General features: G+C 65.4%; 14 protein-coding genes and 1 pseudogene. 10 read left to right on the forward strand and 5 right to left on the reverse strand.

The window, feature by feature from the left end; translation table 11 throughout:
- Positions 1-12: 12 nt before the first annotated feature.
- Both C9I57_RS22075 and C9I57_RS22080 read right to left on the reverse strand, forming a co-directional pair.
- The gene (locus C9I57_RS22075; protein ID WP_107152750.1) at positions 13-564 is read right to left on the reverse strand and encodes a hypothetical protein; all 552 of its coding nucleotides are present in this window, start codon (positions 562-564) and stop codon (positions 13-15) included.
- A gap of 18 nt (positions 565-582) precedes the next feature.
- Positions 583-1413, reverse strand: a complete 831-nt coding sequence (locus C9I57_RS22080) for a ferritin-like domain-containing protein (RefSeq protein WP_018443748.1) — start codon at positions 1411-1413, stop codon at positions 583-585.
- Positions 1414-1817: 404 nt separating this feature from the next.
- On the opposite strand from C9I57_RS22080, the gene C9I57_RS22085 reads away from it, so the two are divergent.
- Together C9I57_RS22085 and C9I57_RS22090 are read left to right on the forward strand one after the other, a co-directional pair.
- The gene (locus C9I57_RS22085) at positions 1818-2603 is read left to right on the forward strand and encodes a DeoR/GlpR family DNA-binding transcription regulator (RefSeq protein ID WP_107152811.1); all 786 of its coding nucleotides are present in this window, start codon (positions 1818-1820) and stop codon (positions 2601-2603) included.
- Positions 2604-2889: 286 nt separating this feature from the next.
- Entirely contained in the window at positions 2890-3087 is a 198-nt protein-coding gene (locus C9I57_RS22090) for a hypothetical protein (protein ID WP_107152812.1), read from the forward strand.
- 178 nt (positions 3088-3265) lie between these two features.
- Here C9I57_RS22090 and C9I57_RS22095 read toward each other — a convergent pair whose 3' ends face one another.
- Positions 3266-3661, reverse strand: a complete 396-nt coding sequence (locus tag C9I57_RS22095) for a hypothetical protein (protein WP_258187777.1) — start codon at positions 3659-3661, stop codon at positions 3266-3268.
- 159 nt (positions 3662-3820) lie between these two features.
- Between C9I57_RS22095 and glpD the strand changes: the two genes are divergently transcribed.
- From glpD to C9I57_RS22115, 4 genes are all read left to right on the forward strand, one after another.
- Positions 3821-5419, forward strand: a complete 1599-nt coding sequence (glpD, locus tag C9I57_RS22100) for a glycerol-3-phosphate dehydrogenase (RefSeq protein WP_440130237.1) — start codon at positions 3821-3823, stop codon at positions 5417-5419.
- Between the two features lie 85 nt (positions 5420-5504).
- Positions 5505-7004, forward strand: a complete 1500-nt coding sequence (gene glpK, locus C9I57_RS22105; RefSeq protein WP_107152751.1) for a glycerol kinase GlpK — start codon at positions 5505-5507, stop codon at positions 7002-7004.
- A gap of 149 nt (positions 7005-7153) precedes the next feature.
- Positions 7154-7861 carry an MIP/aquaporin family protein gene (locus tag C9I57_RS22110; RefSeq protein WP_107152752.1) on the forward strand — a complete coding sequence of 236 codons (708 nt, stop codon included), beginning with the start codon at positions 7154-7156 and terminating at the stop codon, positions 7859-7861.
- A 133-nt stretch (positions 7862-7994) separates the two neighbouring features.
- A complete protein-coding gene (locus C9I57_RS22115) occupies positions 7995-8696 on the forward strand; it encodes an HAD-IA family hydrolase (protein ID WP_107152753.1) in 702 nt (233 codons plus the stop codon).
- Between the two features lie 39 nt (positions 8697-8735).
- Here the strand turns inward: C9I57_RS22115 and C9I57_RS22120 are convergent.
- A pseudogene (locus C9I57_RS22120) lies at positions 8736-9413 on the reverse strand (MFS transporter); the annotation flags it as partial.
- Positions 9414-9604: 191 nt separating this feature from the next.
- Here C9I57_RS22120 and miaB point away from each other — a divergent pair.
- The 4 genes from miaB to C9I57_RS22140 all read left to right on the forward strand — a co-directional run bounded on the left by miaB (position 9605) and on the right by C9I57_RS22140 (position 13357).
- Positions 9605-10978 carry a tRNA (N6-isopentenyl adenosine(37)-C2)-methylthiotransferase MiaB gene (miaB, locus tag C9I57_RS22125; RefSeq protein WP_107152754.1) on the forward strand — a complete coding sequence of 458 codons (1374 nt, stop codon included), beginning with the start codon at positions 9605-9607 and terminating at the stop codon, positions 10976-10978.
- A 42-nt stretch (positions 10979-11020) separates the two neighbouring features.
- A complete protein-coding gene (locus tag C9I57_RS22130; RefSeq protein WP_018443740.1) occupies positions 11021-12094 on the forward strand; it encodes a PhoH family protein in 1074 nt (357 codons plus the stop codon).
- An 81-nt stretch (positions 12095-12175) separates the two neighbouring features.
- A complete protein-coding gene (ybeY, locus tag C9I57_RS22135; protein ID WP_107152755.1) occupies positions 12176-12655 on the forward strand; it encodes an rRNA maturation RNase YbeY in 480 nt (159 codons plus the stop codon).
- 21 nt (positions 12656-12676) lie between these two features.
- Complete coding sequence (locus C9I57_RS22140; RefSeq protein WP_258187778.1) at positions 12677-13357, forward strand: gamma-glutamylcyclotransferase; 681 nt, start codon at positions 12677-12679, stop codon at positions 13355-13357.
- A 28-nt stretch (positions 13358-13385) separates the two neighbouring features.
- Here C9I57_RS22140 and C9I57_RS22145 read toward each other — a convergent pair whose 3' ends face one another.
- Positions 13386-13976, reverse strand: a complete 591-nt coding sequence (locus C9I57_RS22145) for a DUF4337 domain-containing protein (RefSeq protein WP_107152816.1) — start codon at positions 13974-13976, stop codon at positions 13386-13388.
- Between the last annotated feature and the right edge of the window lie 157 nt (positions 13977-14133).

The raw sequence follows: 14133 nt of genomic DNA on the forward strand, positions 1-14133 counted from the left end.
CCGCAGCGGCCATCAATCGCCGCTCGCTCCCCGCTCGGCTCGTCGGTTTTGCACGGCGAGCCGCAGACGATCGACCTGGCTCCGCCAACGGTCGAGCACGGCATCGCGGCTCTCGTCGGCGAGCTCGAAAGCGATTCCGCCCGTGAGCCGCGCATAGGCGACGCGCTGCAACTCCCCCGTATCGATCGAGGCTTGGAAATAAGCCAGCTCGCCATCGTCCGGCAGGATATCGACGTTCAATTGCACTTGATAAAACGCCGCATCGTGAACGAACGTCAGTGCGGCGCGAGCAGCGCCCTTCGCCGCCTGTTCGGTCAGTGCGCGTGCGGCGCGCGCACTGGGCCATAGCGAAAACGAGAGCGTGCGCCCATCGGGCGCATAGAGCTCGCCGAGGCTCAGGAGCGAGGTGCGCAAGTGCCCGTTCGCATCGACTGTCACGAGCGATGCCGTAAAGCCGGTCTCACGGGCGAGCGCCGTCCCGTCGAACAACGCGCGGAGCTCGGACGGCCATTCGTCGAAGACTTGCGACTCGAGCACACGCGCTCGAGCGGAAGGATCGCTCATCTGCGTGCTCCGGATACCCTATCGAAAAAACACATGCTGCGTGATTTTCGCAAGCGGGTAGTGGACGCCGGGCTGAATGCGCGCAGGAAGGTCGAGCGGCTTCAGCAGCATCTTCACGCACATTTCAGCCGACAGGTTGCGACGCACGAGCGCGTTGATACGCGCGGCGCGCTCCCGGTTGTAAGCCGTGTCGTGCACGCGCTCCGGATAGCGGATGGCAAAGACGTGCCGCAACGCGATCTCGGAATCCTCGCTCTTGATCTCCATCACACGGCGCATCAACGCGCCAAGGACGGCCAGCCGGCCGTTGCCTTCGACCTTGTTGTACTTCTTGAAGTATTTGAAGAAGTGCTTGTAATGGCGGACTTCGTCGGTGCGGATGTTGTCGGTGATCTCCTTCAGCACAGGCTCATCCGAGCACTCGTTGATCGCGCGGTAAAGCGTGGCCGTGCCCGTCTCGACGACGCAGCGCGCCACCATCTCGAGCGCGCGCGTCTTCTCGAACTCTTCGACGGAGCAGGTCCGCGAGTATTCGTCGAAGAAGTTGCGAAACGCGGTGTCCCAGTCGAATTCGGGCCAAACATACGCGATGTAGGCCTTCAAGGCCCGTCCATGCTGCAGTTCCTCGGGCTCCCACTGATGGTTGAGCCAGGCCGAGACTTCCGGATCGTCGTCGAAGTAGGACGTGAGGTTGCTCGTGTACAGATCGGAACCGCTTTCAATGAACGAAGCCGCGCACAAAAGCAGCAGCAAGTCCTCGTTCGCGGCCGCGCGTTGGCGGTCGATCCGGGTTAAATCGATGTCCTCGATACGCCAGGGCATCACATGCGTGGAGTCCGTATACGTCATTGCATTGAGCTCCCAAAGCCGCATCCCATGGGCTCGGCCGCACGCCGGTCAGCTCGCGCGAATACCCAATCGAGAGATTTCCAAAGACGCAATTGAGGCAAGCCTCGGGCCACCTATGCGTGCCGGAAATCAAATGCGGCGCTTCAGTTAATTAAACCTTATGCCGGCATGTTAGCCGGAGTTGGCCCAAAGTGCTTTGGCACACTCCAATGACCGCCAAAGCGTATCGCCGGTTCCGGCCCTGATCATCTCGATCGGCCGCCGATGGGTCCATACGTCTTTCGGTGTATTACGAACGGGTGCGCGCAGCGGCGCCTCGCGCGCTCGCCTATGACGCTCGTCCTCCAACGCGCTCGTCTTACAATACGCACACTTCAATTTGCCCCATGCGAACGCCGCCGACCATGACCCGAGACCCCCGCCTGAGCCTCAATGCGCGCCAACAGGAACTGCTCGAATGGGTCCAGCGCGACGGCTTCGTCACCGTGGAGGATCTGGCCTCGCATTTCGATGTGACGCCGCAGACGATCCGCCGCGACGTCAACTGGCTCGCGGACATGAATCTGTTGCGCCGCTATCACGGCGGCGCAAGCCTGCCGACGAGCTCGGAAAATGTCTCCTACACGGCCCGTCAGCGGATGTTCCATGACGAGAAACGCCGCATCGCCGCGCTCGTCGCCACCCATATCCCCGATCAGGCATCGCTTTTCATCAACCTCGGCACAACCACCGAGGAAGTCGCGCGCGCACTGAACCGTCACCGCGGATTGCGCGTCATCACGAACAACCTCAACGTCGCGAACATGATGAGCGGCTACCCTGAATGCGAGGTGCTCGTGACCGGGGGCATCGTGAGGCCGTGGGACAAGGGGATCGTCGGCGAGCTCGCCATCGATTTCATTCGCCAGTTCAAGGTCGACTTCGCGATCATCGGCACCTCGAGCATCGAGACCGATGGCACGCTGCGCGATTTCGACACGCGCGAGGTTCGCGTGGCCGAGGCCATCATCGAACATGCGCGGACGGTATTCCTGGCCGCCGACCACTCGAAATTCGGCCGCCCCGCGCTCGTCCGGCAGGGTCACCTGAACCAGGTCGACGCGCTTTTCACCGATGGGCCGGTCCCGGCGGAAATGGACGAGGCCATCAAAGCCGCCGGCACACAGGTCTATATCGCCGAGGCGCAGTGACCGGCGCGCGCGTAGCCGCCTTATCATGCTGCGGCGCACGCAAAACTTGAAGTACTTTCGCGAAATCGCCACGAGCGGCAAACCGCTTTGGCCCCGATCAATTGTCAAACAGAAAATTATCAGGGGACGATTTGGATAAGGCAGTCCCCTTGACTACACTCCAGTTCCCCGGCGCCTGACCGCGTTCAAGCGCCGCGAAGTCTCCCTCTTCCGCCAAGGTTGAGTTCGACGGCAGCCGCAAATGCGGCCGCCGCGGCAATTCGATTGCCCATGCATGGAGAGAACGATGCTGAGTCCGCATGAATTCGCTACGTTGCTACTCGTGAAGGATGCTCCAAACCAAGTCGATATGGACCGAGAAGAACTCGATGCACTCCTCGAGCAACAACTCGTGAGTCTCGAGAGCCTAGCCTCGGGCCACCGCGAATTGCGCCTGACCGAATCGGGCGATTCGGCGGTCAAAGCAATCAAACGCCTGTCGTAGGGTCCACCGGTTTCACCCGCTTTCGAATGCCTTACGGCGCACCGCGCCGCAAGGCGGGCTTGCGTGCGGCGCCACCGCAGGCCGATCCCGTGGTCTACTCAGGCCGGCAGCGCACCCGCCGCGATGCGGCGCGCTCGGGTTCGGGTGGAACCGCTCCACTGCGCCCTTCAGTTCACCCCTAGCCTCCGCGCAGCGACGGATCCACGTTCGCGCGCCAATCGATCGCCTTCACGCGCGCCTCGTTGAAAAACTCCGCCCAGGCGGGGCGGGCGTCCGGACCGCCCGCGACCAGCGCCGCATGCCTCTCGGCAATGGAGTTTTGAAACGCGCAAAAGTCGGCCTGTGTCACGCGGCGGTGCCGATAGCCGACATAGGCGTCGAGCAGCGCCGAATAGACGGCCGGCGCATCCGCACCGTAGTCCGCCTGCACGCCGCATTGCGCCTGCAGCGCCGAGAGCGGCGGCGCGCCGAATCCGGCCACGCCCGCCGCGCATCCCGTAGCGAGCACGACCGCCAGCGCCACACCGCACCATCCGAATCCTCGCATCGTCCACCTCTTCGCAGTTTTCGTCATAGTAGCGCCGCACACACCCTCGCGCGCTGACGGCATGCGCGCCGCTCTCGCGGCGCACGAGTCATTCCCTTTACTTTTTCGAAAATGTTCGATAGATTTCGAAAACGAACATGACGCGTTCGCTATGCTTTCCAATACCGGCGAATCGCGGCCATGCAGATGGCCAGGCAAAGAGGTGAGCGAGTGACAGAACTGAGGGAAGGGGCGCGATACGATCTGCTCGTCGTCGGCGGCGGCATCAACGGAGCGGGAATCGCGCGAGACGCCGCGGGGCGCGGGCTCGCCGTGCTGCTCGTCGAACAGGACGATCTCGCCGCACATACCTCGTCGTCGAGCACGAAGCTCATTCACGGCGGGCTGCGCTACCTCGAATACAAGGAGTTTTCGCTCGTTCGGAAAGCGTTGAAGGAGCGCGAGACACTATTGCGCGCCGCACCGCACATCATCCGCCCGCTGCGCTTCGTGATGCCGCATATGCCGAATCTGCGTCCGGCGTGGCTGATTCGCGCCGGGCTTTTCCTCTACGACCACCTCGCGCGGCGCGAGCTGCTGCCGGGCTCGCGCGGCATCGTCATGCGCCGTCATCCGGCCGGAGCGCCGCTCGTCGATTCGATCGAACGCGGGTTCGTCTACTCCGACGGCTGGGTCGACGACGCGCGGCTCGTCGTGCTGAACGCGCTCGACGCGAGCGAACGCGGGGCCGCGATTGAAACCCGCACGAAGCTGGTCAGAGCCGTCCGTGCCGGAGGCGAATGGCAAGCCGAGCTCGAGCGCGCCGACGGCACGCGGCTGGCCGTCCGTGCCCGCGCACTCGCGAACGCGGCGGGGCCGTGGGTCGGCCAGCTCCTGCACGAGGCGCTAGGGCGCGGCGCACAGCATACCGTGCGACTGGTCAAAGGCAGTCATATCGTGACGCGGCGCCTCTTCGAGCACGATCACGCGTACATCTTTCAAAACCCCGACAAGCGGATCATCTTCGCGATCCCGTACGAGCGGGAGTTCACGCTGATCGGCACGACCGACGTCGAGTATCACGACGATCCAGCCCGAGTCGCCATCGACGACGCGGAGATACGCTACCTCTGCGAATCGATCAATCGCTACTTCAAGCGCAAGATCGCACCGGCCGACGTATGCTGGAGCTACTCGGGCGTGCGACCGCTCCTCGAGGAGGAAGGCGCCGCCGACCCGTCGGCCGTCACGCGCGACTACCGGCTCGAACTCGATACCGGCACGAACGCGAGCGGATCAGACGCCCCTCTGTTGTCGGTCTTCGGGGGCAAGATCACGACGTTTCGCAAGCTCGCCGAAGAGGCCGTGGACCTCCTCGGCGAGGCGCTCGACCACCGCGCGCCCGGATGGACGGCGGGTGCGGCGCTGCCGGGCGGCGACATCGCGAACGGGCAATTCGATCGGTTTGCAGCACGTTTCGCGAGCGGGCATCCTTGGCTTCCGGCGGAGCTTGTGCACCGCTATGCGCGAGCTTACGGCACCCGGGCCGAGCGCATGATCGGCGAGGCGCGCTCGGTCTCCGATCTCGGGGCCGAGCTGGCACCCGGGCTGTACGAACGCGAACTGGCCTATCTGAGCGGCGCGGAGTGGGCGCGCTGCGCCGACGACGTGCTCTGGCGCCGTTCGAAGCTCGGTCTTCATCTCGCGCCGGGCACGCTCGACGCGGTGCGATCGCGGATCGACACGTGGTTCACCCGATCCCGGTCGCGTGACAGCGCTTCGCGGGATTCCGTTTTTTCGCAGTAACCGGCGGCGCGCAAAGCGCGGCCGGACCAAACACACGCCGCACGCGGGCCGCGGCGAATGACGACAATCACATGGAGGGCAGACAATGCAGGACCAATACATTCTTGCGCTCGATCAAGGCACGACCAGTTCGCGCGCGATGGTCTTCGACCGAATGGGCAATATCGTCTCCGTCGCCCAAAAGGAGTTCACGCAGATTTACCCCCGGCCCGGCTGGGTCGAGCACGATCCGCAGGAGATCTGGTCGACGCAGGCCGGCGTCGCAGCCGAAGCCGTCACGCGCGCAGGCTTGAACGGCGGCTCGATCGCCGCGATCGGCATCACGAATCAGCGCGAGACGACGATCGTCTGGGATCGCGAGACGGGCCAGCCCATCTACCACGCGATCGTCTGGCAGGACCGCCGCACGGCCGAGCTCTGCGACGCACTCAAAGCACAAGGGCTCGAGGCCAAGGTCCGCGCGAAGACAGGGTTGCCGATCGACGCCTACTTTTCGGCGACGAAAATCCGCTGGATTCTCGATAACGTCGAGGGCGCGCGTGAAAAAGCCAAGCAAGGCAAGCTCGCATTCGGCACGGTGGACAGCTGGCTCGTCTGGAACTTCACGAAGCACGCGCTGCACGTCACTGACGTGACGAACGCCTCGCGCACGATGCTCTTCAACATCCATACGCTGCAATGGGATGACGACCTGCTCGAAGCGCTCGATATCCCGCGCAGCATGCTGCCCGAAGTGCGGTCCTCGTCCGAGGTCTACGGGCCGGCGGTGACGACCGTCTTTGCCTCGAAGATTCCGCTCGCGGGCATCGCGGGCGATCAGCACGCCGCCCTCTTCGGGCAAATGTGCACGAAGTCGGGCATGGTGAAGAACACTTACGGCACCGGCTGCTTTCTCGTCATGAACACGGGCGCGAAGCCGATCGAATCGAAGAACAACCTCGTTACCACGCTCGCCTGGAAGATCGGCGATCGTGTCGACTACGCACTCGAAGGCAGCATTTTCATCGCGGGGGCCGTGGTTCAGTGGCTGCGCGACGGGCTCGGCATCATCAAGTCGGCGAGCGAAGTCGAAGCGCTCGCCGCGAGCGTGCCCCATTGCGACGGCGTCTACATGGTGCCGGCCTTCGCCGGCCTCGGCGCGCCTCATTGGAATCCGCGAGCGCGCGGTACCGTGTTCGGCGTGACGCGCGGCACGACGAGCGCACACCTCGCGCGCGCGGCGCTCGACTCGATCGCCTATCAGTCAGTCGACGTGCTGACGGCCATGCAAGCCGATTCGGGCATCCGCGTCGGCGAGTTGCGTGTCGACGGCGGCGCCTGCGCGAACGATCTGCTCATGCAGTTTCAGGCCGACTTGCTCGGCGTGGCGGCCGTGCGCCCGCGCATCAGCGAGACGACGGCGCTCGGCGCCGCCTATCTCGCCGGGCTGGCAGTCGGGTACTGGAAAGACATCGGCGAGCTCGAGAGCCAGTGGCAACTCGACAAGCGTTTCTCGCCGACGATGGAGCGCGGGGCGGCGCGCGAGTGCCTGGCCGGCTGGCAGCGCGCGGTCGCGGCCGCGAAAGCCTGGGCGGACGCCACCTGACTCGCGCCGGCGGACGGCCGAGACCCCCTCATCGATCGCATGGGCCGTGCGACCGGAGAGAAGCCGATCCGAACGACAAAAAAGCAAGCGCGGTCGGCATCGCCCCAACCCGCGACTCAATACCAACGAATGCCATTCCGGAGACAACCATGTCACCTCTAATCGCTGAATTCGTCGGCACGGCGCTGCTCGTGCTGCTCGGCAACGGCGCCGTTGCCAACGTGTTGCTCGCGCGCACGAAGGGCAAGGGCGCCGATCTCATCGTCATCGTCTGGGGCTGGGCAATGGCCGTGTTCGTCGCCGTGTACGTCACGGCTTCGTTCAGCGGCGCTCACCTGAACCCGGTCGTCACCGTGAGTCTCGCGCTCGCGGGCAAATTCGCCTGGAGCAAGGTGCCCGGCTACGTGGCAGCGCAGATGCTCGGCGGGATGGCGGGCGCCTTGCTGGTCTGGCTCGCCTACCGGCAACACTTTTCGAAGACCGACGATCCCGACGTCAAGCTCGCCTGCTTCTGCACCGCGCCGGCGATCCGCAGCGTGCCGCACAACGTCGTAACGGAAATGATCTGCACGTTCGTGCTGATTCTCGGCGTGCTCTATCTTGCCTCGCCGCAGGTGGGGCTCGGCGCGCTCGACGCACTGCCCGTCGGCCTGCTCGTGCTGGGTATCGGCATCTCGCTCGGCGGCCCGACCGGCTACGCGATGAGTCCGGCGCGCGATCTGGCGCCGCGCCTCATGCATGCGCTGCTGCCGATTCCGGGCAAGCGCGGGAGCGACTGGCGCTATGCGTGGATCCCGGTTTGCGGGCCGCTCGCGGGCGGGGCGATGGCATCGTGGGTCTATATGCATATGCATTGACGGCGCAAACGACGAACCCCGACACGCTCGACGAACGTAGAGCAGCGACCGCGCAATCTACGTATCATGGGGCCTTATCACACAAAAAAGCATCCCGCGAGGTCGGCCGCCTCCAGGGATGCGCCCCTTGACCATGTACGACTATCTCCTTTGCGATTGCGATGGCGCGCTCGTCGTCAGCGAAGTCATCGCTCACCGGGTGCTCGTCGAGATGCTGACGGCGGCGTTTCCCGAGATCGACGCGACGTCCGCATCGCGTTCGGCGTGGTATCCCGAGACGCCCACGGCGTTCGCGGGCATCGAGCGCCATTTCGGCATCAGGTTGCCCCCCGATTTCGCGGCGCGGCTCTCCTCCAATCTCGAACGCGCGCTCGAGCACTCGCGCGCACCGATCGCGGCGGTCCGCGATGCGCTCGGCCGCGTTCCGCTCCCGGCAGCGGCGATTTCGAATCAACGACGCGCGAACCTTGCCGCCGCGATCGCGCGCGCTGGGCTCGCACGCGTTTTCGAGCAGCGCCTGTTCAGCGCCGAGCACGTCGCCCGGCCGAAGCCGTATCCCGATCTCTACGAGTCGGCGGCCCGGCAATTGGGCACGGAGCCCGCCCGTTGCATCGCCGTTTCGGACAACGTGGCCGGGCTCGCCGCCGCGCGCGACGCCGGCATGACCACGATTGCGTTCGTCGGCGCCAGCCGGTCGCCGGGCGGCTATGCGCAGGTGCTGCGCCATCTCGGCGTCCGTCACATCATCGAGCGGATGGAAGAGCTGCCGGGGCTGCTCGCCGGTGCCGTCGCCGCCAGCCGGGGCGATAGCGGACTCCGCCCCCTGCGGCAGTAATCGAACCCAGGCTCCGGGCGGCGCTGCAACCACCTCGGCTCAGCAGACCTGCTCGGTTGCCCGGCGCGGCTCCGTCACGCGCCGGCGGTCCATCCGCGCCGCCGCTACCGTGACGAGAAGCGCGGCAAAAGTCACGGCGACGGCCACCCACGGCAGCGCGTCGAGTTCGAACCCATGCGTGAGCGCGAGCCCGCCTAGCCAGGCGCCCCCGGCATTGCCGACATTGAACGCGCCGATGTTCAGCGTCGACGCCAGGTTGGGCGCGTGCCGCGCCTTCTCGACGACGCGCATCTGCAGCGGCGGCACGGTCGCGAAAGCCATGACGCCCCAGACGAACACGGTGATGGCGGCGGGCAGCGGCAGATGGCTCGTCTTCGCGAAGAGGGCCATGACGGCCGCGAGCGCGACCAGAATCGCCATCAGCGAGGGCATCAGCGCGCGATCGGCGAGCTTGCCGCCGACGACATTGCCGACCGTCAGCCCCGCACCGAACAGCACGAGGATCAACGTCACGGTGCGCGGCGCAAAGCCGGTCACCTGCTCGAGAATCGGCGCAATGTAGGTGAAGACGACGAATACACCGCCGAACCCGAGCACGGTCATGGCGAGCGCGAACCAGACCTGCGGCTCCTTCAGCACGCGCAGTTCACGCGCGAGGCCCACGGGCCCCGCGTCGTGCCGATTCGGCACGAGCGCGGCGATGCCGGCGAACGACGTGGCGCGGCGGCTCGCTACGAACCGACGCGTGCTCGCCGCCTCGCCCGAGTATCTCCGAGCCGAGGCCGGCAACCCGAAGGGCTATAATTCAGGGCTATGCGGAGCGTGGCGTGCCGGTCCGGCCGGTCGACATCGCGCCCTTTTTCTCGACTTCCACCGCCCCCAGGTCAACCACTGCGATCGGCGACTTCATGACCAAAAAAGTGTATGTAAAGACCTTCGGCTGCCAGATGAACGAGTACGACTCCGACAAGATGGTCGACGTGCTCGGGCAGGCGGAGGGCCTCGTCAAGACGGATACGCCCGAAGAGGCCGACGTCATCCTCTTCAACACGTGCTCGGTGCGTGAAAAAGCGCAGGAAAAGGTCTTCTCGGATCTCGGCCGCGTGCGCGAGCTCAAGGAAGCGAACCCCGATCTGCTGATCGGCGTCGGCGGTTGTGTCGCGAGCCAGGAAGGCGCGGCCATCGTCGCGCGCGCGCCTTATGTCGATCTCGTCTTCGGCCCGCAGACGCTGCATCGCCTGCCGCAGATGATCGGCGCACGCCGCGCGACGGGGCGGGCGCAAGTCGATATTTCGTTTCCCGAGATCGAGAAGTTCGACAATCTGCCGCCCGCGCGCGTCGAAGGCCCGAGCGCGTTCGTCTCGATCATGGAAGGCTGCAGCAAGTACTGTAGCTACTGCGTCGTGCCGTACACGCGCGGCGAGGAAGTTTCGCGCCCGCTCGACGACGTGCTGACTGAAATCGCCGGCCTCGCCGACCAGGGCGTGCGTGAAGTGACGCTGCTCGGCCAGAACGTCAACGCGTACCGCGGACCGCTCACCGCGGGCGCCTCGGAGATCGCCGACTTCGCCACGCTGATCGAGTACGTCGCCGACATGCCCGGCATCGAGCGGATCCGCTACACGACCTCGCACCCCAAAGAGTTCACGCAGCGCCTCATCGACACCTACGCGAAGGTCGACAAGCTCGTTTCGCACCTGCACTTGCCGGTGCAGCATGGCTCAGACCGCATCCTCATGGCGATGAAGCGCGGCTATACGGTGCTCGAATACAAATCGGTGATCCGCCGGCTGCGCGCGATCCGCCCGGACCTGTCGCTCTCGACCGACATCATCGTCGGCTTTCCGGGCGAAACCGAAGCCGATTTCGCCAAGACGATGGCGCTCGTCGACGAAATGAATTACGACACGAGCTTTTCGTTCATCTACAGCCCGCGCCCCGGCACGCCGGCCGCGAGCCTGCACGACGATACGCCGCGCGAAGTGAAGCTGAAGCGCCTGCAACACTTGCAGGCGACGATCGACGCCAACGCCGTGCGGATCAGCCAGTCGATGGTGGGCGGCACGGAGCGCATTCTTGTCGAAGGACCGTCGCGCAAGGATCCGACCGAGCTCGCCGGACGCACGGCGAACAATCGCGTCGTCAACTTTCCCGCGCCGCCCGCGGCGCACGCGCGCCTCATCGGGCAAATGATCGACGTGCGCATCGGCCATGCTTATCCGCACTCGCTGCGCGGCGAGCTCGTGCTCGCCGACGCCGACGCTGACGCCGCGGCGCATTGAGAACCCTCTTTCAGGACTACCGTTCCGGACCACCGTTTGACCTTGAAAACAGCCCAGCCCCTGGAATTCAACGCACCGCGCGACGACAATGCGCGCCTTGCCAACCTTTGCGGACCGCTCGACGAGAATCTGCGGCAGATCGAGCAGGCACTTGATGTGACGCTGCAGCGCCGCGGACACCGGATCGCGATCCGCGGGCGCGGCGCCAAGGTTGCGCTCGGCGCGCTCGAGAACTTCTACAATCGCGCGCGCGAGCCGCTATCGGTCGACGACATTCAGCTCGCCCTCGTCGAGGCACGCCATCCCGGCAACCGTGGCGCGGGCATGGCCGACGAGCCGCTCGAGGCGGCGGGCGTCCGCTATGACCCCGATCACCCGTTCGACGAGCCGGCGGGGCTCGACGACGAGGATCTGGAAGAGCTCGGTCCCAAGTTGTATACGCGCCGGGCCGATCTGCGCGGGCGCACGCCGCACCAGCGCGAATACCTCAAACAGATCGTTTCGCACGATGTGACGTTCGGCGTCGGGCCGGCCGGAACCGGCAAGACCTATCTCGCCGTTGCCTGCGCCGTCGATGCGCTCGAGCGCGATCAGGTGAAGCGCATCGTCCTCACGCGGCCGGCCGTCGAAGCCGGCGAGCGCCTCGGCTTCCTGCCGGGCGACCTCGCGCAGAAGGTCGATCCTTATCTGCGCCCGCTTTATGACGCGCTCTACGATCTGCTCGGCTTCGACAAGACGGCCAAGATGTTCGAGCGGCAGATGATCGAGATCGCCCCGCTCGCCTACATGCGCGGCCGCACGCTCAATCATGCGTTCATCATTCTCGACGAAGCGCAGAACACGACGCCCGAGCAGATGAAGATGTTCCTTACGCGTATCGGCTTCGGCTCGAAAGCGGTCGTCACCGGCGACACGACGCAGGTCGACCTGCCGCGCGGGGCGAAAAGCGGGCTCATCGAAGCGCAGCAGGTGCTCGCGAACGTGCGCGGCATCGCGCTCACGCGGTTCACGAGTGTCGATGTCGTACGTCATCCGCTCGTTGCCCGCATCGTCGAGGCTTATGACAAACATGCGAAAAACGACGACCAGGAAAAGCCCGGGCGCGACGATCGTTAGCGCCCGTATGCCGCGGCGCCGGCGCGGATCATGGCGTTGCGCGCCATTTGGAAGCGACGACGACAGAGGCGGCTTGCCCACATGAGCGCGACGCATACGCCCAAGCTGACGCTCGCGCTGCAATTCCCGGCAGCGTCGGCTTATCCGCGCCATAAGGCCCTGCTGACGCGCGCGCGCGTCGCGAAGTGGATCAAGGCGGCCCTCTTCGCCGACGGCGAGCTGACGCTGCGCTTCGTCGATGCCGACGAAGGCCGTCTGCTCAATCGCACCTATCGCGGCAAGGACTATGCGACGAACGTGCTGACGTTCGCCTATGCCGAAAGCGCCGACGAGCCGGTCACGGGTGACATCGTCGTCTGCTGCCCCGTCATCGAGAGAGAAGCGGCCGAGCAAGGCAAGGCGCTCGAGGCGCACTACGCACATATGATCGTGCACGGCACGCTGCACGCGCAGGGGTACGACCACGAGCAGGAGGACGAAGCGCGCGAGATGGAGGCGCTCGAAACCGATATTCTTGGAGGACTCGGTTTCGCCAATCCCTACGCGGAGCACGAGCGTTGACGGCGTCCCACGAATTTCGACATGGCGCGATTTCCCGATTCCCCCAACCTTCGCCTCGATAGCGGCGCCGCTGCCGCCGGCGATTGCGCCTACCCGCCCGCGTTGGCCGAAGGCCGGCTGCTGTCCGACGAGGAGCTCGCCGCGTCGCTCGCCCGTGCATTGAAAGACTGGGACGGCAAGCGCGATCTCTGGCTCTTCGGCTATGGATCCCTCATCTGGAACCCGGGCATGCCGGTGGCCGAAAGCGTGCGTGCGCGCGTGAACGGTTACCACCGCGGGCTCTACCTATGGTCGCGAGTGAACCGCGGCACCCCGGAGCAGCCGGGGCTCGTACTCGCGCTCGATCGCGGCGGCTCGTGTACCGGCGTGGCCTTCCGGCTCACCGGTGAAACGGCGATGCCGCATCTGCAAGCGCTGTGGCAACGCGAAATGCCGATGGGCTCGTATCGGCCGCAGTGGCTGCCCTGCCGGCTCGTCGACGGGCGGTGCGTCCCGGCGCTCGCGTTTGTCATGCGGCGCGATGTCCCCACCTATACCGGGAAGCTGCCCGATGCCGTCGTCAAGGCGGTGTTCGGCTGCGCGCGCGGGCGCTACGGCACGACGCTCGATTATGTGAGCCGCACCGTGCAGGCATTGCGCGAAAGCGGCATGCCCGATCGCGCGCTAGAGGCATTGCTCGCGCGCTGCCGCGCGGACCATTGAGCTTTCCGAAGGCCCTGTCTTCGCGGACTCAAAATCCCGCCGCGGCCGCCACGCCGACGAGCACGCCTACGCCGGCCACACCCAACGCCCCGACGAGCAGCCATCGGCGTCGCGTCAGCAGCGTAATGGCCGCCAGCGAAATCGCGATCTGCGTAAGCGTCGTGGCCTGCGCCCAGCGATGATGCCTGTGGAGCTGCTGTTCGCTTTCGGCGTCGGCTTCGCGTACGCCCTTCTCGAGCGCTTCGGCATGCTCGCGGATCGCCGCCTTCTGCTGCTCGTACTTGGCGACATCGGCCCCGAACTTCGCACTCGCCGCCGCATCCTTGCTCGTCAAGGCGGCACCGAGCTCGGCGAGGTTCTGCTTTTCGCCCTTCGCCTGATAGTAGCTCCACTGATCGGCCGCCTCGGTCTTGCGGATCGCCGCTTCGTTCTTGTAAAAGAGCGCGAGCCCTTCCGTCGAGCCGCCCTGATACGAGAAAATGGCGCCCAACGTCGCGAACACGGCCGTCATGACCGCGACCCGGCCCGCGAACGGATCGGGCGGCGCATGATGACCGCCATGAGCCGCATGTTCGAGGGCCTCGTCATGGGGACCGTGCACTTCAAAATCGTCCGACATATTTGTTTCGCGCGAGAAGGGTAAAAGAGCACCGTGCATGAGGTATGCGCGCATTCGTCGATGCGCGTTGCGCGACTTTATCAGGATGGCGCGCGCGCTTGGAGAGTCTTACGCCTGGTGTATCCTTAACTTTCCGCTTACCACGCGTCCGGCCGTC

The organism is Trinickia symbiotica, assembly GCF_003028655.1.
In the GTDB taxonomy this organism is placed as follows: Bacteria; Pseudomonadota; Gammaproteobacteria; order Burkholderiales; family Burkholderiaceae; genus Trinickia; species Trinickia symbiotica_A.